The organism is Paenibacillus sp. J22R3 (assembly GCF_056269305.1).
This window is the reverse complement of record NZ_JBWDNS010000017.1, coordinates 17,733-38,791: the sequence shown is the minus strand read 5'-3', so window position 1 is coordinate 38,791 and position 21,059 is coordinate 17,733. Positions and strand designations below refer to the sequence as shown.

The 21,059-nt window shown below is 50.5% G+C and carries 15 protein-coding genes; 10 read left to right on the top strand and 5 right to left on the bottom strand.

Features of this window, described 5'->3' with window-relative positions:
• On the top strand, positions 1–3,991 hold a 3,991-nt coding region (locus AC0YN4_RS31670; protein WP_475837632.1), incomplete at its 5' end, for an immunoglobulin-like domain-containing protein.
• A 437-nt stretch (positions 3,992–4,428) separates the two neighbouring features.
• Here the strand turns inward: AC0YN4_RS31670 and AC0YN4_RS31665 are convergent.
• Both AC0YN4_RS31665 and AC0YN4_RS31660 read right to left on the bottom strand, forming a co-directional pair.
• Positions 4,429–6,204, bottom strand: a complete 1,776-nt coding sequence (locus AC0YN4_RS31665) for an ABC transporter ATP-binding protein (RefSeq protein WP_475784789.1) — start codon at positions 6,202–6,204, stop codon at positions 4,429–4,431.
• Complete coding sequence (locus tag AC0YN4_RS31660) at positions 6,197–7,969, bottom strand: ABC transporter ATP-binding protein (RefSeq protein WP_475837631.1); 1,773 nt, start codon at positions 7,967–7,969, stop codon at positions 6,197–6,199. The genes AC0YN4_RS31665 and AC0YN4_RS31660 overlap by 8 nt, the downstream gene beginning before the upstream one ends.
• 406 nt (positions 7,970–8,375) lie before the next feature.
• On the opposite strand from AC0YN4_RS31660, the gene AC0YN4_RS31655 reads away from it, so the two are divergent.
• From AC0YN4_RS31655 to AC0YN4_RS31645, 3 genes are read left to right on the top strand one after another with little or no spacing between them, the layout of a single operon-like run.
• A complete protein-coding gene (locus AC0YN4_RS31655; protein WP_475837630.1) occupies positions 8,376–9,113 on the top strand; it encodes a hypothetical protein in 738 nt (245 codons plus the stop codon).
• Positions 9,114–9,124: 11 nt separating this feature from the next.
• The gene (locus tag AC0YN4_RS31650; protein ID WP_475837629.1) at positions 9,125–10,813 is read left to right on the top strand and encodes a vWA domain-containing protein; all 1,689 of its coding nucleotides are present in this window, start codon (positions 9,125–9,127) and stop codon (positions 10,811–10,813) included.
• A 29-nt stretch (positions 10,814–10,842) separates the two neighbouring features.
• The gene (locus AC0YN4_RS31645) at positions 10,843–11,982 is read left to right on the top strand and encodes a toxic anion resistance protein (protein ID WP_475784785.1); all 1,140 of its coding nucleotides are present in this window, start codon (positions 10,843–10,845) and stop codon (positions 11,980–11,982) included.
• A gap of 70 nt (positions 11,983–12,052) precedes the next feature.
• Here the strand turns inward: AC0YN4_RS31645 and AC0YN4_RS31640 are convergent, their stop codons facing one another.
• Positions 12,053–12,610 carry a helix-turn-helix domain-containing protein gene (locus AC0YN4_RS31640; protein WP_475784784.1) on the bottom strand — a complete coding sequence of 186 codons (558 nt, stop codon included), beginning with the start codon at positions 12,608–12,610 and terminating at the stop codon, positions 12,053–12,055.
• 157 nt (positions 12,611–12,767) lie between these two features.
• Between AC0YN4_RS31640 and AC0YN4_RS31635 the strand changes: the two genes are divergently transcribed.
• The 3 genes from AC0YN4_RS31635 to AC0YN4_RS31625 all read left to right on the top strand — a co-directional run bounded on the left by AC0YN4_RS31635 (position 12,768) and on the right by AC0YN4_RS31625 (position 14,935).
• On the top strand, positions 12,768–13,412 hold the full coding sequence (locus AC0YN4_RS31635) for an alpha/beta hydrolase (RefSeq protein ID WP_475837628.1): 645 nt from the start codon (positions 12,768–12,770) through the stop codon (positions 13,410–13,412).
• Between the two features lie 45 nt (positions 13,413–13,457).
• Positions 13,458–14,234 carry a DODA-type extradiol aromatic ring-opening family dioxygenase gene (locus AC0YN4_RS31630; protein WP_475837627.1) on the top strand — a complete coding sequence of 259 codons (777 nt, stop codon included), beginning with the start codon at positions 13,458–13,460 and terminating at the stop codon, positions 14,232–14,234.
• Between the two features lie 161 nt (positions 14,235–14,395).
• On the top strand, positions 14,396–14,935 hold the full coding sequence (locus AC0YN4_RS31625) for a YkvA family protein (RefSeq protein WP_475837626.1): 540 nt from the start codon (positions 14,396–14,398) through the stop codon (positions 14,933–14,935).
• Between the two features lie 256 nt (positions 14,936–15,191).
• Here AC0YN4_RS31625 and AC0YN4_RS31620 read toward each other — a convergent pair whose 3' ends face one another.
• Both AC0YN4_RS31620 and AC0YN4_RS31615 read right to left on the bottom strand, forming a co-directional pair.
• Positions 15,192–16,301 carry a PAS domain-containing sensor histidine kinase gene (locus AC0YN4_RS31620; RefSeq protein ID WP_475837625.1) on the bottom strand — a complete coding sequence of 370 codons (1,110 nt, stop codon included), beginning with the start codon at positions 16,299–16,301 and terminating at the stop codon, positions 15,192–15,194.
• Entirely contained in the window at positions 16,294–16,947 is a 654-nt protein-coding gene (locus AC0YN4_RS31615) for a response regulator transcription factor (RefSeq protein ID WP_475837624.1), read from the bottom strand. The genes AC0YN4_RS31620 and AC0YN4_RS31615 overlap by 8 nt, the downstream gene beginning before the upstream one ends.
• 221 nt (positions 16,948–17,168) lie before the next feature.
• Between AC0YN4_RS31615 and AC0YN4_RS31610 the strand changes: the two genes are divergently transcribed.
• The 3 genes from AC0YN4_RS31610 to AC0YN4_RS31600 all read left to right on the top strand — a co-directional run bounded on the left by AC0YN4_RS31610 (position 17,169) and on the right by AC0YN4_RS31600 (position 20,832).
• Positions 17,169–18,176, top strand: coding sequence for a protoglobin domain-containing protein (locus tag AC0YN4_RS31610; RefSeq protein ID WP_475837623.1), 1,008 nt, complete (start codon positions 17,169–17,171; stop codon positions 18,174–18,176).
• A 365-nt stretch (positions 18,177–18,541) separates the two neighbouring features.
• The gene (locus AC0YN4_RS31605; RefSeq protein WP_475837622.1) at positions 18,542–19,681 is read left to right on the top strand and encodes an MFS transporter; all 1,140 of its coding nucleotides are present in this window, start codon (positions 18,542–18,544) and stop codon (positions 19,679–19,681) included.
• Complete coding sequence (locus AC0YN4_RS31600; RefSeq protein ID WP_475837621.1) at positions 19,678–20,832, top strand: dienelactone hydrolase family protein; 1,155 nt, start codon at positions 19,678–19,680, stop codon at positions 20,830–20,832. Before AC0YN4_RS31605 ends, AC0YN4_RS31600 begins: the two co-directional genes overlap by 4 nt.
• Positions 20,833–21,059 lie beyond the last annotated feature (227 nt).

The following is a 21,059-nucleotide window of genomic DNA, read 5'->3' as shown; positions in this document are numbered from 1 at the left end:
ATCCAATGATGTAGCAATCGATGCAACGACAGGCGCAGTAACACGTCCGGCGTATGGATCAGGCAATGCGACTGTAACGTTGACCGCAACGATTGCTAAAGGCACAGCAAGTGAGACCAAGACGTTCACGCTGACCGTGCCGCAGCTGGCTCAAACAGACGCGCAAGCGGTAACCGCAGCGAAAACGGTGTTAGAAGTTGGTTACGGCAGCGGCGAAACAGCTGCAAGTGTAACGCAAGCAGTGACGTTGGCGGCAACAGGGCTGAACGGCGTGACGATTTCGTGGTCATCGAATAATGTAGCCATCAACGCAACGACAGGTGCAGTTACTCGTCCGGCATACGGATCGGGAAATGCAACGGTAACGTTGACCGCGACGATTGCTAAAGGCACAGCAAGCGAGACCAAAACATTTACGCTGACTGTTGTGGAACTGGCCCAAACGGATTCACAAGCAGTTAGCGAAGCGAAGACCGCACTGGCAATCACGTACGGTGTCGGCGATACAGTTACAAACGTAACGCAAACAGTAACACTGCCAGCATCAGGTCTAAACGGAACGACAGTCACATGGTCGTCCAACGATGCAGCCATCAACGCAACAACCGGAGCAATTACTCGTCCGGCATACGGATCTGGCGATGCAACGGTAACGTTGACTGCAACGATTGCTAAAGGAACAGCTAGCGAGACCAAAACATTTACGCTGACTGTTGTGGAACTGGCCCAAACGGATTCACAAGCAGTTAGCGAAGCGAAGACCGCACTGGCAATCACGTACGGTGTCGGCGATACAGTTACAAACGTAACGCAAACAGTAACACTGCCAGCAACAGGGCAGAACGGAACGACAGTTACATGGTCGTCCGATAATGCAGCCATCAACGCAACAACCGGAGCAATCACTCGTCCAGCATACGGATCTGGCGATGCAATGGTAACGTTGACCGCGACGATTGCTAAAGGCTCAGCAAGCGAGACCAAGACGTTCACGCTGACCGTGCCTCAGCTGGCACAAACAGACGCACAAGCGGTAACCGCAGCGAAGACGGTGTTGGAAGTTGGTTACGGTGTCGGCGATACAGTTACAAACGTAACGCAAACAGTAACACTGCCAGCAACAGGGCAGAACGGAACGACAGTTACATGGTCGTCCGATAATGCAGCCATCAACGCAACAACCGGAGCAATCACTCGTCCAGCATACGGATCTGGCGATGCAATGGTAACGTTGACCGCGACGATTGCTAAAGGCACAGCAAGCGAGACCAAGACGTTCACGCTGACCGTGCCTCAGCTGGCCCAAACAGACGCGCAAGCGGTAACCGCAGCGAAAGCAGTGTTAGAAGTTGGTTACGGTAGCGGCGATACGTCTGCAAGCGTAACGCAAGCAGTAACGCTGTCGGCAACAGGACTGAACGGCGTGACGATTTCGTGGTCGTCCAACGATGCAGCCATCAACGCAACGACAGGTGCAGTTACCCGTCCGGCATACGGATCGGGTGATGCAGCGGTAACGTTGACCGCGACGATTGCTAAAGGCACAGCAAGCGAAACAAAAACATTTACGCTGACTGTTGTGGAACTGGCCCAAACGGATTCGCAAGCAGTTAGCGCAGCGAAGACCGCACTGGCAATCACGTACGGTGTCGGTGATACAGTTTCAAACGTAACGCAAACAGTAACACTGCCAGCAACAGGGCTGAACGGAACGACAGTAACATGGTCGTCCAACGATGCAGCCATCAACGCAACGACAGGTGCAGTTACCCGTCCGGCATACGGATCGGGTGATGCAGCGGTAACGTTGACCGCAACGATTGCTAAAGGCACAGCAAGCGAAACAAAAACATTTACGCTGACTGTTGTGGAACTGGCCCAAACGGATTCGCAAGCAGTTAGCGCAGCGAAGACCGCACTGGCAATCACGTACGGTGTCGGCGATACAGTTACAAACGTAACGCAAACAGTAACACTGCCAGCATCAGGTCTAAACGGAACGACAGTCACATGGTCGTCCAACGATGCAGCCATCAACGCAACAACCGGAGCAATTACTCGTCCAGCATACGGATCTGGCGATGCGACAGTGACGCTTACTGCGACGATTACGAAAGGCACAGCAAGCGAGACCAAGACGTTCACGCTGACCGTGATCCAATTAGACAATGTAACGCCGCCAGACGTAACACCACCGGCAGCACCGATGGTGAACGTAGTGGACAGCGATGACCTCGTCATCACAGGTACAGCGGAAGCAGGTTCCACGGTAACGGTAAAAGCAGGCGGAACAACGCTGGGATCGGCAGTAGCAACAGGAGGCACGTTCTCCATCACGCTGACAGCAGCTCTACCTACAGCTACAGTGCTTGAGGTAACAGCAACGGATGCAGCAAGCAATGTAAGCACAGCAACACAAATTACGGTTACAGAGGCAACTGTTGTAACGCCGCCAGACGTAACACCACCGGCAGCACCGACGGTGAACGCAGTGGACAGCGATGACCTCGTCATCACAGGTACAGCGGAAGCAGGTTCCACGGTAACGGTAAAAGCAGGCGGAACAACGCTGGGATCGGCAACTGCAACAGGAGGCACGTTCTCCATCACGCTGACAGCAGCTCTACCAACAGCTACAGAGCTTGAGGTAACAGCAACGGATGCAGCAAGCAATGTAAGTACAGCAACACATATTACGGTTACAGAAGCAACAGTTGTAACGCCGCCAGACGTAACACCACCGGCAGCACCGATGGTGAACGTAGTGGACAGCGATGACCTCGTCATCACAGGTACAGCGGAAGCAGGTTCTACGGTAACGGTAAAAGCAGGCGGAACAACGCTGGGATCGGCAACAGCAACAGGAGGCACGTTCTCCATCACGCTGACAGCAGCTCTACCAACAGCTACACAGCTTGAGGTAACGGCAACGGATGCAGCAAGCAATGTAAGCACGGCTACGCGTGTAACGGTGACAGCAGCTCCAACTGGTACACAACCGACAACGCCAATCGACACTACGGTGATCTCGACAGATGGGACACTGACACTTCCTTCAGGCCAATCTGGGAAGGTTAGCTTTGAAGATGCGGTTACAATCGCTATTCCGGCTGGTTCAACAGCCAATAACCTGAAACTAACAATAGACAAAGTGTTGAACACTCAAAATTTAGTTTCAGATGAAGATGTTCTAGCCAGCCCAGTCTTCGAGATTCTGAAGAATTTCTCGGAGAACTTCAGTAAGTCCATCACGCTCACGTTTGCTTTTGATCCGACCAAATTGAGTGGCGATGAGAAGGTAGCGGTCTTCTATTACGACGAAGTGAAGAAGGAATGGGTCAAAGTTGGCGGTGTCCAAATCAACGCAAACCACATCTCCGTAGAGGTCAATCACTTTACGAAATATGCGGTATTCGTTGTTAATCAGAAACCAACGGATCCAACACCAACAATTAAATTCAGCGATATCTCCGGGCATTGGGCTGAAGCTAATATCAAGAAGGCGGTAACCAGCGGAATCGTTAACGGTTACCAAGACGGTACGTTTAAGCCTGGCAAAACCGTCACGCGCGCTGAGTTCGCAGTCATGCTGATGAATGCATTGAAGCCGCAAGAAGCAGGAGCAAAGCTTACGTTCACGGATCATGCGAAAATCGGAACTTGGGCGCAGAAAGCAGTTGCTCAAGCGGTACAAGCAGGTATTATTACAGGTTATGCAGATGGCAGCTTCCGCCCAGACGCACAAATATCTCGTGCTGAGATGGCAGCGATGATCGCTAAGGCAATGGGTCAGACTACTGAAGAAGTTGCAACAACCGGCTTCTCGGATGACAAGGCTATTCCGGCGTGGGCGAAGTCCGGCGTTGCGTTTGTGAAGCAAGCAGGCATTGTGCAAGGCAAGGGCAATAACGAATTCGCCCCGGCAGACCATGCAACAAGAGCAGAAGCTGTAACGGTTCTGCTCAACATGCTGGCACAGATGAGCGAGTAAGTAGTGTAATTATTAAAAGGTCACCTAGCATGCGGCGGAACACGCCGCAACAAGGGTGGCCTTTTTTTCAAATGCGTGAGAAGTAATTTACCGATTGTTGCGCCAAAAGCAACATTTCTCCCATTACAGTAGCGAAACTTCGCAAATGCTGCGCGAAAGGCAACATCTTCTTAAATGTCGGGCTTTAAAGGTCATCTGGAGCCGAAATGTTGCATAACGCGCAGCATATCCACACTCACAGCCGAAAGCTGCAACTTTTGTTGCACGAAAAGCAACATTCCACAATCGAGCGAGCACCCGCATCATAAAAGGCCCATACCTATAACTTTCATGCGAGCTGCCTGCCTGCATAAATACGATCCTCCTCAACAAACAAGCCCCCGAACCTCTCTACGAGGATCGGGGGCTTGCCTTTTCGCCGATGGAGGCTACAACGCTTAAGCCTCCATCTTTTGCGCTGAATACAGCTTGTAATACCGGCCGCGCCGCGCGAGCAGCTCATCGTGCGAGCCGCTTTCGGCGATGCCTTTGTCGGCGACATACATGATGCGGTCGCAGTTCTTCACCGTGGAGAGGCGATGCGCGATGATGAACGACGTGCGTCCCTTCAGCAATTCGTTCAAGCCCATCTGCACCAGACGCTCTGTCTGCGCATCGATGGACGAAGTCGCCTCATCGAGAATGAGTATGCGCGGGTTCGCCAGCAGCGTGCGAGCGAAGGAGATGAGCTGCCGCTGACCTTGTGAGAGCTTCGAGCCGCGCTCGTTCACCTCGGTCATATAGCCCTTCTCGAACTCGCGGATAAATTCATCCGCGCAGACGGCCTTAGCGGCAGCGATAACTTCTTCCTCGGTAGCATCGAGCTTGCCGTAGCGGATGTTATCCAGAATCGTGCCGGAGAAGATGAAGCTGTCCTGCAGCATGATCCCCATCTGACTGCGCAGCGATTTAAGCTTGATTTGCGCAATATCATGGCCGTCAATGCGAATCTGTCCGCCTGTTATGTTGTAGAAACGCGAGATCAGATTGACTACTGTCGTCTTGCCTGCACCTGTCGGACCGACGAGCGCGATGCTTTCGCCTGCTTTGACATCGAACGAAAGGTTCTGCAGGATGTTGTGCCCCGGATCGTAAGCGAAGGTCACATCATCGAAGGTAACCCTCCCTTGGATAGGCGGCAATTCCTTCGCATCCTTGACGTCGCTGACGGTCACCGGTTCATCCAGCGTCTCGAAGATACGCTCCAAGTAGGCGACGGAGTTGATGAAGCTGTTGTACAAGTTCGAGATATTAAGGATAGGCTGCCAGAAGCGCGACGCGTAGCTGCTCATCGCGAGGATGACGCCGAACGTCACCTCTTCCGGACCGAGTGCCAGCAAACCTACGAAGTAGATGGCTGTCGTGACCGTCGTCGCCAGGTTATCTACCGAGAAAGGGACGAGGAAGTTGAGATACATCGTTCTCATCCACGCACTGCGGTAGTTGGTGGACAGCCGGGTGAAGATGCCTTCATTATGCTGCTCACGAGTGAAGATCTGCGTAACGCGAATGCCGCTGATGCTCTCCTGCAAGTAAGCATTCAAGTTGGAGCTTTTGTTCGATACCGACTGCCACGCACGGCGCTGCTTAGTCTTGATCAGCATGATGACGCCAAGGAAGACGGGCAGACCGCCCAGAATGACAAAAGATAACTTCACATCAACAGCGAACATAAAGATGGCAATGAAGAGCAGATTCATAATTTCAAGGATTAAGTTAATGATCCCGTTGGATAGCACATCCGACACGGAGTTGACGTAGTTGACGACCCGTATGAGAATTTTGCCCTGTGGGCGATCGTCATAATATTGGAACGGCAGCTCCTGCAGGTGCTTGAACAAGTCCGTCCGGATATCGAAGATAATATCCTGCCCGACACTCGTCATCATACGCGAACGAATCGTGGCCAAGATAACGCTGACGACGATGGTGGCCAGTGTAAGCAGCGACCAGAAGACAAGCCCTTGACGATCCTTAGCGGGAATCGTCACGTCGACGACATGCTGCATAATGAGAGGCGCGGAGAGCGCGATACCGGCTGACAAAGCGCTAAGTACAAACGCGATAATCATCGGCTTCTGCTGCCTTCTGATGTAGACCAGTGCACGCCGGAAATGTCGGATATTAAACGGTGACTCCAAATTCTCATCCATATCGAACTTATTTCTAGCCATGAGCGATCGCCCCCCTTCCGATGCCTTCGATCTGCAGCTTGAATACGTCGTAATAGTAACCGCGCTTAGCTAGAAGCTCGGCGTGCGTGCCTTCTTCAATGACACGTCCATTGTCCAAAATAAGAATGCGGTCAGCTTGCGACGTCGTGGATACCCGCTGGGCGATAATGATCTTCGTACAAGGGAAGTCCAGCTCGCGCAGACTCTTCTGGATATGCTCTTCCGTCTCTAAATCGACTGCAGATGTAGTATCGTCGAGAATCAGGATTGGAGGCTGAACGGCCAAAGCCCGAGCCAAGGCGATACGCTGCTTCTGACCGCCGGACAATCCGACGCCGCGTTCACCGACGACGGTATTGTAGCCTTCCGGCATTTTGCGAATGAAATCTTGGGCAGCGGCAAGCTCGGCGAACTTGAAGACATCCTCTTCCGGTATATCCGGATTGCTGTAAGCAATGTTGCCGTCGATCGTATCGGAGAACAGCAGGACATCCTGTGTTGCGATGCCGATATTGCCGCGCAGCTCGTCCAGCTCAAGCTTACGCACATCCTTGCCGTCTACCAAGACGCGGCCCTTCGTAATGTCATAGAAGCGTGGGATGAGGTTGATTAGCGTCGTTTTCCCGGATCCCGTAGCACCCATGATGGCGATTGTCTCACCGGGCTCGATCGTGAAGTTAATGTCTTCCAGCACCGTCACATTGTCATACTTAAAGCTCACATGCTCGAACTGAATGCGGCCGTTATAACGCCGCTTAACCGTGCTGCTGTTGTGATTGTTGACGATTTCCGGATGAGCGTAATAGACTTCAATGATCTTGGTAAGGCTCGCGAAGAAACGCTGAATATCGTTAATAATGATACCAATGCTGCGCATCGGGTTGGATAGTCCCCATACGAGCGCGGAGAAAGCCGAGAATTCCCCGAATGTAATCCGCCCGTTCATGACGAACAGACCTCCTGCCAGCATCAGAATAACGCTGAATCCCTGAGAGAAGATCTCCAAGTAGGGGAAATAGTCCAGCCAAACCAAGGCAGCCTTCTTATTGGCCTTGGAGTAGTTCACGCTTTTCTCCGTGAATTTGTTGATTTCGAACTCCTCGCGCGCGAACGCTTTGACCACGCGATTACCCGCGATATTTTCCTGCGTCGTCGTATTCAGCTGTGAGAGGCGCTCCCTAAGATCCACATACATCGGACGTACGCGTCTGGCGAATATGAAGGCTACAATCCCAATCGGAGGCGACAGGATGAGCAGCCACCAAGTCAGCTCTGCGTCGATATAGAAGAAATACGCCACAGCCGCAATAAATACCGTTAGCGATTCGATGATCGTTTTGATAATCCACGCCAAGGAATGCCGGACCATCTCGAGGTCACCTGTCATCTTGGTCATGAGATCCCCGGTACGATTGCGATCGTAGTACTTCATGTCCTGACCCTGAATCTTGTTGTACAGGTAGATCCGGACGCGATAAAGCATGTTCTGCGAAGCTCGTTCATACAGCAAGGTCGTAAAATAGGACAGACCCGTGCGAAGCAAGGAAAACCCGATCATGCCCAAGCAAAGGCCGATCAGCAGCGCTCGTTTGTCGGTCAGATTACTTGCTGCATCATTGCCAGCGATGAAGAGATCGACAATTCGCTGTCCGATGTAAGGATTAATAATGGTGAGCGAGGAGCCCACCACCGACAGGCATAAAGCGATAATATAACGCGCTCGATCACCTATCAGATTGTGCCAAAGCCACTTGAATTGAAACATGTGATCACCGACTTCTGTAAGTTTCTAGATTTTGAGGTTCCGAATATCGCCTTCATTTCGATAGGGCTGTTCTCCGGTCAAAAAAACTATGGAAATTATAACACAAATAGTTGGAAATCAAGTGAAAAAATTATTCGTTTTGGGACTCTCTGTCAGTATGTGAGTTATCCAGGAAGCGAATGCATACGCCATTCTTATGGAAAATTTTAAGTAATGACCAAGGATAATGGAAGAAAATGTCGAAATAGAACAACTTGTCGAGCTTCGCGACTTCTTGTCCGAATGGGCGAAATGAGCGATGTTGAAACTACGCGCCTGATCTTCCGTAATCCAGATTAAGGAAACGGAAATATGTTGCGATCAAGCCGCGTACATTGGAATGAACCTGGATGGAGGAGCATGGTCGATGGGAACTAAATTCGTGAAACTGCTGGGTATGATCGTGGTCATCGCGGCTGTGAATATTGCGGTATTTTCGCCCGGCTTTATGGGTGCCAAGATCGGGGAGCGTCCGTTCGAATCGGCTCTCGGCGTTACTTTGCTTCTGGCGAGCGGCATCGCGCTGCTCTATGGTAGCTACACGCTGCTGTTTAAGCAGCCGGAGACGACGCCTGTCAAGCAGCTGCGAACGCGAGAAGACTTCGAGGAGGCGCTCATGCGGTATAGACGAGTGAAAGTGCTTCAGGAGGATATGGTTTATGCCCTGGATCAGATGGAGCGGATGAATAAGAGGCAGGACACCTTGCTGAACGTGCTCGGGCAGCGATTCGATCCGAATGAACTTAGCTACAAGAAGTTCGCTTCTGTGACCCGGGAGGTTGAGAAATTATTTTACCTGAATGTAAGAAGTATCTTGAATCGGCTGCATGTGTTCGATGAATCGGAGCTTCAGCATGCCGGTGGAGGCCCAAAGCCTTCCCGAATATCGCCTGAGCTTCTTCAAGTAAGAACAGGGATTGTCAATGAACAGCTGACATTCGTTAAGCAATCGCTGGAGTCGAACGAAGAGATGTTGATCAAGCTGGATAAGCTGCTGCTTGAAATTTCGCGCTTGGACAGCTTCGAGCCGAGTGAAATCGATCAGATGCCATGCATGCAAGAGATCGATTCGTTAATCAAGCAGACTAAATATTACAAACAGTGAGAGGTGCGGTTATGTCCAAACAGAGCAAGTTTTTGGTGATATCGATTTTGATCTTGGGTCTCGTATTCGTCCTCGTATATTACGGCATTAATCTGACCTCGAACTTAGGGAAGTCCAAAGCGGAAGTCACTTCCGAGAACGCCGGCAAGCAGCTAAGCAATTTGTACGAAGATATTTCCGTAACGACCGCGGAGCCGGTGAAAGGGCAGATCGATCTGGATCCCATCGACGTCGCCGCTTCGCTGCCGGACATCTCCAAGTTCCCGATTGCGGTGAACAACACGTCCAATCAATTCGTTGAAATCTTCTCCTCCACGGAGAAATCGGGTACCGGCGTAGATGGCTGGTTAACCGAAGTCGCAACGGAATTCAATCATGCAGGAATCGAAGTGAATGGCCAGCCCGCATCTGTGAAAATCCGCAACATCGCTTCTGGGACGGCGACTGATTATATTAAGACCGGCAAATATGTTCCGGACGCGTTCACGCCATCTAACGAACTATGGGGCAAAATGGCGGAAGCCAGCGGAGTCAAGACGCAGCTTATCGCACCGCGACTCGTCGGCAATGTTCCGGGTATCGTCATTGTCAAGGCCAAGTACGATGCATTGGTCGATAAATACGGCTCGGTCAATGTCAAAACCGTTACCGAAGCCATTGCGAACAATGAGTTCTCGATGGGGTATACCGATCCTTTTGCCAGCTCGACCGGACTTAACTTTCTCGTAACGGCACTTCATACCTTCGATAATGCCAATAGCTTGAGCGATAAAGCGGTTCAAGGGTTCGAGAAGTTTCAAGCGAACGTGCCGTTCATCGCTTCTACTACCTTACAGATGCGAGACGCAGCCAAGTCGGGCATGCTGGACGGTTTCGTGCTTGAATATCAGACCTTCGTCAACGCCGCGGAATTGAAGAGCGGCTATGTATTTACGCCGTTCGGTGTTCGACATGACAGTCCGTTATTCGCTCTGGGGGACCTTCCGCAAGAGAAAATCGACATCATCAAGAAATTCGCGGAATTCGTGACGCAAGACAAATACCAGCAGATGGCGAAGGACAAAGGGTTCAACCAGCTTGAAGAGTACAAATCCGAGCTGGCTGTCATGGACGGCGCAACGCTGACTTCCGCTCAGAAGCTGTGGAAAGAGAAGAAGAACGGAAGTAAACCGATATCGGCCGTCTTCGTAACCGATATCTCCGGAAGTATGGACGGCGAGCCGCTCGCCCGCCTCAAGGAATCGCTGCTTAAAGGGCAGAAGTATCTCGGCCGTGATAACAGCATCGGACTCGTCTCGTACTCCAGCGACGTATCCATCGATGTGCCGATCGGCAAATACGACGCGATTCAGCAATCGTTGTTCGTGGGAGCCGTGAACAATCTGCAATCCGGCGGTGGAACGGCGACCTTCGATGGCATCATCGTCGCGCTCAAGATGCTGCAAGACCAATTGCTCGTCAACCCGAATATGAAACCCGTTATTTTCGTCCTAAGCGATGGGGAAACGAACGAAGGCCATTCGCTCAACGATATCAAAGAGCTGGTCGAAATCTACAAAGTTCCGATCTACACCATCGGCTACAATGCCAACATCAAAGCGCTTCAAAGCATATCGAGCATTAACGAGGCGGCAAGCATCAACGCCGATACAGATGACGTTGTTTACAAGATCGGCAACCTTCTCAACGTTCAAATGTAATGGAATGCCCAACCTAAAGGAGGAATTCGATGTCATTCTCGATGGAAGTCGCCAGCCCGGAGCAAATCAAGCAGGTAATCGAACAAGAGGTTAAGCCGGTCCCCGAAGAGATCGCCAAACTCAAGGAAATCGCAGATAACAACGTATCCACAATCATGGCTTTAGACACGGAATCGCTCGAGAAGCGCAAGGAGATTCTCACGTCCATCGACGCATTCGGGCTGAACACGATGAAATCATCCTCAGATAAGAACTCGCTGCTCCAAGTGTCAGTCGGCAATCTCTCGAAGACGGGCGATGACGGCGGGCAAGTTGCCAAAGGGTTATCCGAGCTTCATACGCAGCTGAAGGATTTGGACCCGAGTGTCGTGGATTTTGCGAAGACGGGATTTCTGGGCAAGTTATTTAATCCGTTACGCGCGTACTTTCTCAAATATCAGAAGGCCGATGCGGTTATCGCCGACATCGTGGTCTCCTTGGATAAAGGGAAAATGACGCTCAAGAACGACAATACGACGCTCGAGATCGAGCAGCAGACGCTTCGCGAGTTGACCAAGAAGCTTCAGAAAGAAATTCAGCTTGGCATGTTGATGGATGAATCCATCGCCACGCAAATCGCTGAAGCGACAGCTCGTAATGAAGATCCCGACAAGATTCGTTTTATCACGGAGGAAGTCTTGTTCCCCTTGCGCCAGCGCGTCATGGACCTGCAGCAGATGCTAGTCGTCAATCAGCAGGGAATCATGGCAATCGAAGTCGTCATCCGCAACAACAAGGAGCTTATTCGCGGCGTTGACCGAGCGAAGAATGTGACCATATCGGCACTGCGAATTTCCGTTACGGTCGCCAGTGCCCTCTATAATCAGAAGATCGTATTGAAGAAGATTGAACTGTTGAACCAAACGACAAACGAGTTAATCGCCGGCACTTCTCGTATGCTGAAGGAGCAAGGAGCAGAGATTCACAAGCAGGCGCTTAATGCGAGCATCTCCGTAGACACGCTGAAGCAAGCATTCACGGATGTCCTTGCTGCGCTGGATTCGATCAGCACGTACAAGAAGGAAGCTCTCCCCAAAATGCGCGAAACAATCGGTCAATTCCGTGACCTGGCAGACGAAGGCGAGAAGCAAATTCAGCGGCTGGAGAAGGGGCAGAAGCTCGGGATTTAATACAAAATAAGAGGCTATCCTCAAGGTAGAGTTTGCGACCGGAGGATGAGCCTCTTTTTGTGTGCGTGTGCTATAGATACTCCTGTTCCAAATCCTCTTCCGACCCGGTGTACACGGAGATGAGGACGATGCTGATACCATCGCTGACATTGGTTACTCTATGGGGAGTAGAGGCGTTCCAGCTGAAGGAGTCGCCTGCTTCCAGGACGGCGGAATCTTCCCCTTGCTCGGCGATGATTTTCCCTTGGATGACGAGATGCGACTCTTCACCTTTATGGGCATGTGGCGCAGCTCCTGTTGAGGCGCCGGGCGGAAGTTCAACGAGCATCATACGCATCCCTCTAGTCGAGCTTAGGTGCTCGACCTTCAGCTTCTCCAGGCCGCTTGTGGTCACGTTGCGTTCATCTTTGCGGACGATCGTCATGCGTTCGTCCTTCTTCATGAGCAAATAGGTTAGGGGTACGTTTAGCGCCGCAGCGATGTTATCCAGCGTTGATATCGAAGGAGACGTTTTATTCGTTTCGACTTGGCTCATGAAACCTTGCGACAAACCGGTTTCTTCACATATTTGGGCGATCGTGATGTTCTTGCGTTTGCGTATTGCGCGAATGGTGGAACCGATGTCCATCAGGATCACCTGCCTATAAATATTAGTAATACCGAACATAATTACATATTATCAATAAATTCATTGACATACTAGTGGGGTGGAGTTATATTAGCCATATAAAAATTAATTCTTTATTACTAATATTCCAGCGAGCTTGATTGGGAGGTTGTTTATAGTGAACGTGGCTTATGAATATGATATCCATCTACCGCCTAACAGCGATCCAACCAAGAAATACCCGGCTATCATCACCCTTCACGGTAAGGGCTCCAATGAACAGAACATGCATGGCCTGGTGGCTCCATTGTCGGGTGATTTTATCATCATCAACATTCGGGGAGACCTTCGTTTAGGCGCAGGCTACCAATATTACGAGCTGAAGGGATTGGGCAATCCGATTCGCGAAACTTTCGACCTTGCGGTTCATCAGCTAGCAGCGTTCATCCACTACGTAACGGAGAAATATCCGATTGACCCAGCGGGGCGGTACTTACTCGGCTTCAGCCAAGGCGCGATTCTATCCATGACGCTTGCGCTGACAATGGGGAAGCAATTGAAAGGAATCGTAGCCTTGAACGGCTATGTTCCGGAGTTCGTGAAGACGGAATACGAGCTGCAGTCTGTAGATCAAGTGTCTGTCTTTATCTCACATGGGGAGTTTGATTCCATATTCCCGGTTCAGATCGGGAAGGACAACGCGGCGTATTTTCAACAATTAACGCCGAACTGCACGTTCAAGATCTATCCGACGGATCATGGCGTATCGGAAGAGAATCAACGAGACTTGGTCAGCTGGCTTCAAGCGGATGCTCGGCGATAATCGAAACAAAACGAATCAAATCAATCGAGGGAGTGAACAACCATTATGCTGCCATCTTATTTCATTGCTCATGGAGCACCGTCTCTTGTACTCGAACAGCATGACTATACCGAGTTTCTGAAGCAGTTTGCCGCTGCGCTGCCATCCAAACCAAGAGCTATCGTGATTTTCTCGGCGCATTGGGAGAACAGGACGCAAACGGTCAGTACCGTGGATACGTACTCCACTATTTATGATTTTTCCGGTTTTCAAGATGAACTATACAAGATCACTTACCCGGCTCTTGGTGATCTTGCGATCAGCGAGGAGATCCAGCAGCTATTCGAGAAGAATGGCATTCCGAGCGTCATGGATTCGGAGAGAGGGCTGGATCATGGGGCATGGGCGGTGCTGAAGCTGATGTATCCGGCCTCGGATATTCCGGTTATAGCCTTGTCCGTCAACCGGTATCTGTCCAATGAGCAGCAGTATCAAATCGGGAAAGCTTTGGCAGCGCTGCGGGAGCAAGACATTCTGGTCCTTGGCAGCGGGGGGATCGTTCATAATCTGCGGATGTTGAATTGGCGCGGAGGAAATACACCGGAGGAATGGGCTGTCACCTTCGACAAGTGGATTCAAGATAAGCTGGAGAACTGGGACCTAGAAGCGTTGTTCAATTACGAGACACTAGCTCCTTATGCCAAGGAAGCCGTTCCGACGAATGAGCATTTCATTCCGCTGCTTCTTGCAATGGGAGCCGGCGACAGCAACAGGCAAGCGAAGCTGCTGCATCGCAGCTACCAGCTGGGCACGTTAAGCTTGAACTGCTGGGAGTTCAATTAAATAAATAGATGACCTCTGCATATGTGGCACATGGCAGAGGTCATTTATATTTCATGAAGTTAAAATGTCTTATGAGAATTAAAGGAATAATGTGGATTATTGTCGAATGCATAGTGCTATAGTCGCTATCCTAAAATTTTCTATTCCATGGAGGAACTAACATGCTAGCAATCATTGAATGCTCGAATTGTGGTCAGAAAAACCAGGTAGATGCACAAAAAGTGAAATCTGCTCTTTGTGGCGCATGTAAGGAGAAGCTAGTCGAAAATGATGTGATTCCGGCGGCATTCTCCGATGATGAGATTGCGGCTGCAGTAGAGACAGCTCCATCCGGCGTTGCGAATGAAGAAGTCGAAACAGACAAGTATACTTCCAAAATTGGTGATCATGAAGAGCAAGTGAAATATGTAAATAAAGGCTTCTGGTCCAAAGTCAAAAAATATGCGGCAAAAGTTCCATTCTCCCACGAAGCCGTATCGATGTACTATTGCGCCATGGACCCGGCTACACCGACAGCTGCGAAAGTGACGGCTATCAGCGCATTGGCATACTTCATTCTACCGGTCGATGTCATTCCTGACTTTATTCCCGTTGCAGGTTTTGCAGATGATGGTGCTGCGGTATTTGTTGCCTATAAAGCGATCAACATTCATATCACGGAAGAGCATCGTGCGAAGGCTGCGCAGTTTTTTGCGGAATAAGTTGGAGGAGCGGCTGTTTACTGTTTACAGCGTAGTTCCGTTATTGCCTATTGGATTTTAACGGTTGTCAGCGTGGCTATTTCATGAAATGAATGGCTTCTATAATTCTAACGGTTGCGAGCGGCGTTATTCACGGCATAATGGTTGATTTCTACCAGATCATGTCCAAATAAGCTCGCTCACAACCGTAAGAAAATAAAAACAGGTTTTTTTGACCCAATAACCACTCTCACAACCGTTACAGGTTGGAGTCGGCCTACAACCTCTTCGGCGCCGTCAACGTAATCGTAGTCCCTTCCCCCTGGGCAGATACCACCTCAAGTTGTCCGCCAATACCGCGAGCGCGCTCTTCCATGCTGAAGAGTCCGACGCCCTGCCGGTTCAAGTTCGGGACAAACCCTTTCCCACGATCCATAATTCGAATATAAACATGCTCCTCCGACTCCGACACATCTACTGCAGCATCGGACACCGCGGCGTATTTGGCCACGTTAGTCAGCGCCTCCTGAACAATGCGATACAGAGCAGTCTCGATTCGCGGGTCCAGACGAGTGCGCAGCGTACAGGTGAGTTGTACTCGGATATCGTAATGCTGCTTGTAATTTTCGATATAGGTGCGAAGTGCAGGTATGACGCCTAAATCATCGAGCACAGAAGGGCGTAAATCCCAAGCGAGGCTTCGCACTTCTTCGATAATTGTCGAGACCGATTGCCGAATCGTCGACAACTTGGACTGATCGATTAGCTGTTCCCCAATCAGCTGGTCCAACTGGATAACAAGCCCGAACAAGCTTTGCCCAATGCCGTCATGCAGCTCCCTCGAGAAACGCTGCCGCTCCGTCTCTTGAATGTGCATCACGCGCTTCATCATCTCCTGAAGCTCCTCTTCGACCTTCTTCAGCTGTGTAACCTCGTTGCGAATGGCCAAATATTGATAGGGAAGCCCATCGTTATCAAGAAAAGGCATGATGGTCGTGTTTACCCAATAAATACTGCCGTCCTTCGCCCGATTTCGGATCTCTCCGCGCCATACCCGGCCGGATTGAATGGTCTGCCATAACTCCTCGAAGAACGCTTTGCCGTGGAACCCCGAGTTAATAATGCGGTGATCCTTGCCGATCAATTCGTCGCGTGAATACTGGGAGACTTCGCAGAACTTATCGTTCACATATTGAATAATCCCATGATGATCGGTAACGACGACAATGGAGGATTCATCGAGTGCCAGCTTCACGTCAGTCAGCTGCTTCAGCATTTGATGCAAATCTTCACGGAACGCAGGCTCGGTTATATGATCATCGAGGCGTGCCAGAAGAGAGTTCACCTTTTGCCCGATCACTTCCGGGTAAGAGTGCCTGCTATTCATAGCTTAACAGTCCCCTCTCCACGGCATAGCGAACCAAGTCAGGCCGTGTGCGCAGCCCAAGCTTGTCCATCAGGTTGCTTTTGTGCGTTTCGATTGTTTTGACACTGATCACAAGCTGCTCGGCGAGTTCTTTGTTCGAGTAGCCCTTGGCAATCCCGACTAATACTTCCTGCTCACGGTCGGACAACGAAGCATAGCTCCCCGTATTTTCGCCTTGCCGCAGCTTCTCCAAGTACTCATTCATCAGTCGTTTCGTAGCGGTCGGATATAAGTAGGCGTTCCCTTCAGCAATCGTCTGTATCGCGGTAATTAACTCTTCGTACGGAGCGCTCTTCAAAATATAACCGGAGGCGCCGGCATGTATCGCACGGAATAAATATTCGCCATCGTCATGCATCGTAAGAATAAGGACATAGGTTTCCGGCAGTAGCGCCTTCAACTCTCTAGTTGCGGTCATGCCATCTTTGCCGTGAGGCATGCTTAGATCCATTAACACCACATCCGGCTTCAGCTCCTGTGCGAGACGAATGGCTTCGTTCCCGTCTGCTGCATCACCGACTATACACATGTCATGTTTTCCATCCAGTAGAGACCTCAGCCCCGACCGGACGATAACATGATCGTCCACGATGAATATGCGAATCATAAGAGGTTCCTCCCTCTGGCTTTCTCTATCAACCGGACTAATTCTCTCATCTTAACAAGATACCGCGAGAAAATGAAGGAAGTCCCGGAGCGGCGTCCCTGAAATTCAGGGTTTTCAAGCCTGTTTATCAGGGAATATCCCGATACACGGTCATGCCGCTTATCGTTAGAATATAGGGGAGTTGCACATGTAGGTTTTTTTTCCAACAATGAGGAGAGATCATGATGATCAATGTTAGCCCTGAACGAAGAAAGCAAATCGATTACATAGGCATTACGGAAGAGGATCTTCAACTGCTTCAATCGCAAGCCGGCATCTTTAAGCAAATTACGGAATCCGTCGTGGACGAATTATATGACCGAGTACTCACACAGCCCGAGTTGGTTGAGATTATTAACAAGCACAGCACAGTCGACCGATTGAAGGGAACGCAAATTTGGTATTTCCAAACGATGACGGAAGGCAGCATCGATGAAGAGTTCATCAAGCGCCGACTGTTCATCGGCAATGTGCATTCGCGGATCGGTTTGACGACGACCTGGTACCTCGGTACCTATATGCTGTATCTCGATATTGCAACCAAGCATATGAGAGCGGCAGCTCCGGATCAGTGGACAGCTATTATTTTCGCGCTTAGCAAAATGTTTAATTTCGACTCCCAGCTCGTGTTGGAAGCGTATGAAATGGACGAGAAGGCGATCATCCAGCGAATGGCCGATGAAAGACAGCAGATGCTTCAGAAAATCAGCGCGGCTGTACAAGAGTTAGCTTCGATGATGGTTGAGCTGAGGAGCAGCACGCAATCGGTTGCCGCATCCGCTTCGTTCACTTCGGAGCTTCAGGAGAAATCGCACAGAAACGTGGAAGTGCTGCAGGGGGAAATCCAAGAGATTCACCTTATGGGCGCCATGATTCGGGAAATATCCGACCAAACTCATCTGCTCGGCTTAAACGCTGCGATAGAAGCGGCGCGCGCGGGCGACAGCGGGCGTGGGTTCGAGGTGGTTGCGAATGAGATCCGTAAGCTGGCCAGCCACTCGAAGGAATCGTTGAAGACGATTCAAGAGAAGCTGTCCAATATTGGCAAGATATTAGGCGAGGTGCAGAGCGGCAGCGATGAAACGGTCAAAATCGCGCGCGACCAAGCGGCCAGCTCGCAGGAGCTGGCAGCTTTCGTCACGATGATCGAGTCCGTAACGGCCGAGCTTGATGCATTGAATCGTGCTTAGTGTATGAGTGAACGCTTACGCTAGCCAGTTGCGGTGTGCGAGCTGCGCGAGTTGCCGGAAGTCGGATGTCGGAAGCCGGGATGCGCTAACGAACCGTACAGGGCTTATTTGCCTGAAAATAGCGCCAAAAAAATTCTAACGAGCGATGCTCTGACGAACGGTTCGTTAGCTTTGCGCGGCGAGAGGTGTGCGAGCGGTCATAGCGGTGGCACAGGGATAAACCCTGTGTCACCTTTTTTATTGTGACTATGAACTACTAAACTGGAATTAGGTTCTTTATAATAACAGTATAACTAGAGAGTACATGCATCGGAGAGAGTCGCTTGAGAACGATAAACCCCAAGATCTTACTGGTCCACAGAGTTATGAACGAGCTTGCGGACAGCTTGCTCAAAGTTTTTATTCCTATCTTAATTTACAAAGAGCTGGGCTCGATCGGTTATGCGGCGGCCTACTTAGGCGGCTATTATATCGTTCAGTCCCTGCTCAACATGATGTTAGGCCGGTATATGACGGCAAAACCGGTTGTGTTCATTTTGCTTCGACTTATCCCCGTACTAGCTACTCAGTATTTATTAGTAGCGGGACATGGCAGCCTGCTCTTGTATGGTTTGATCGCATCGACAGCCTGTGCCAATGCGTTCTATTGGGTTCCGTTGAACTATCTATTCGCCGCTTCGTCCGGCAAAGCAGTGGGGAAAGCTACGGGACGCTTCCGCGCCGCATCGGTTGCAGGCAAAATCATCGGACCCGGCATAAGCGGAATCGTGCTGACTTATTTCGGCATTGAAGCGGTATCGACGATCGCGATTACCTTCTTCGTTGTATCGATTATCGTGCTGCTAGTTTCATACTTGCAAAATAGGGATGAAACGCCATTGATGTCCACTGCTTCGGAGGCAGCATTGGAATCAGCGGAGCCCCAGCCCCAATCTACATTTGCCGCCATCCGAATTTATCTGGTTTCATCGGTATTGTCTGGCTTCAGTGATACGGCCGACATCTTCTGGTCCTTGTATGTGTTCACCGTCTCCGCAGCTTTCATCGATGTTGGTTTTGTAGCCGTGTTTATTCAATTTGGCGTACTAGCCGCTAATCTAGTGATTGGCAAGTTGACGGATGTGCGCAAATGGCTGCTGCCGGCACTCCTGCCATTGCTTGCTTATGCAATTATTTGGATCATGCGGCCGTATGCGATGGCACCGGTTAGTGTATTTACCTTGTCCGCGGCGGGCGGATTTCTGGTCCCGTTCTTCACCATTCCGATCTTCGCGAATTTCGTTCAAGAAAGCAAAAGAACGCATAACCTCCCCGGGTGCCTGGTTTCCCGAGAGGTAGCGCTCAAAGGCGGAGGGGCAATCTCCATAGCAGGCTACATGGCTACGGGTATGATTTCGATGCCATTCCTCTTAGCTGGTGTTGCTTCGCTGTTGTTGTCCATCCCGCTGCTGCGAATCTTTAACAGATCAAGGCTGTCTAAGTATGGAAGGGAGAATCCGACATGAAGAGTCTATTCGGCAATTATTTACCACTGGCCATGAATGCCATGGAGAAATGCTCGTTTCCGCTTTCTTTTCTAGCGTATGAGGGGGATGACATCGAGAGTTGGAGAACGACGACAAAGGCGAAGGTGATGGAGCTGCTCTCCTATCAGGCCGATGCATGTCCCATGCAAGCAAGCGTGGATCGCTCGTACGTGAAGGATGGCCTAGTCGTGGAGCATGTTAGTTACGAGCAGCCGTTTGGCCCAAGAACGGAGGGCATTCTGCTGTATCCGTCTGAACGGGAAGGCAAGTTGCCGGCTGTCGTGGCCCTTCATGATCATGGTGGGTTCAAGTACTTCGGCAAAGAGAAGCTGGTGGAGCTGGATGATGAGCTAGAAATCATGACAGAATTCAAGCAGGCCGCTTATGAAGGCAGTTCATGGGCGACCAAGCTGGCTAAACGGGGCTATGTTGTTTTTGTGCCGGATGTTTTCCTATGGGGATCAAGGAAGCTGGACGCAGAGAGTGTCACGAAAGAATATGTGCAGCCTGTGCTGAATGCAGAGCCGGGCTCCAGAGCTTATATTGAAGCCTACAATCAGTTTGCGGGCGAGCACGAATCCATGGTAGCCAAAACGTTATTTCTTGCAGGCACCACGTGGACGGGCATCATGGCTTATGAGGATCGACGGGCGGTCGATTATTTGTTGACAAGGCCAGAGGTAGACGGCGATCGAATCGGGTGCGGCGGATTGTCCGGAGGCGGCTTAAGGACGATTTTCCTCGCGGGATTGGATGATCGAATTAAATGCTCGGTTTGCATAGGTTTCATGTCCACGAACCGTGAAGTTGTAGCCCATCGCATTCAGCGGCATACGTGGATGATGCATGTCCCGCATTTATCCTCCTATCTGGATATGCCGGACATCATCTCCTTAAGCGGTCCGAATGCCGTAATGGTGCAATATGATATCGACGATCCTTTATGGACCCTAGAAGGACAAGAAGAGAGCGACCGGAAGCTAAAGGCGATTTATGAGAAAATGGGGGCCGGTGATCGTTATCGCGGTCTGTTCTACCCGGGGCCCCATAAATTCGATAATCAGATGCAAGAGGATGCGTTCGGGTGGCTCGATCAATGGCTCTTCACTGCCAACGATACGGTGGTTTAAAGCCGACACATCCAGCTGGGACTTTATTCCTCTCAGATAACCGGGCAAAAGGAGAAGCAGGTTGGTGCTCAAGAACCCACTGCGACTGAGCTTCTTCCCCGCTCTCCTACGATTGGATTATTTTTCAAAAATCGACATGAAATAAAAAGGATTCCTGACGAATGATGACGAATCATCTGAGCCGCAAATTATTACGGCAGAAGGTGTGATCATCGTTGAGTAGGCAA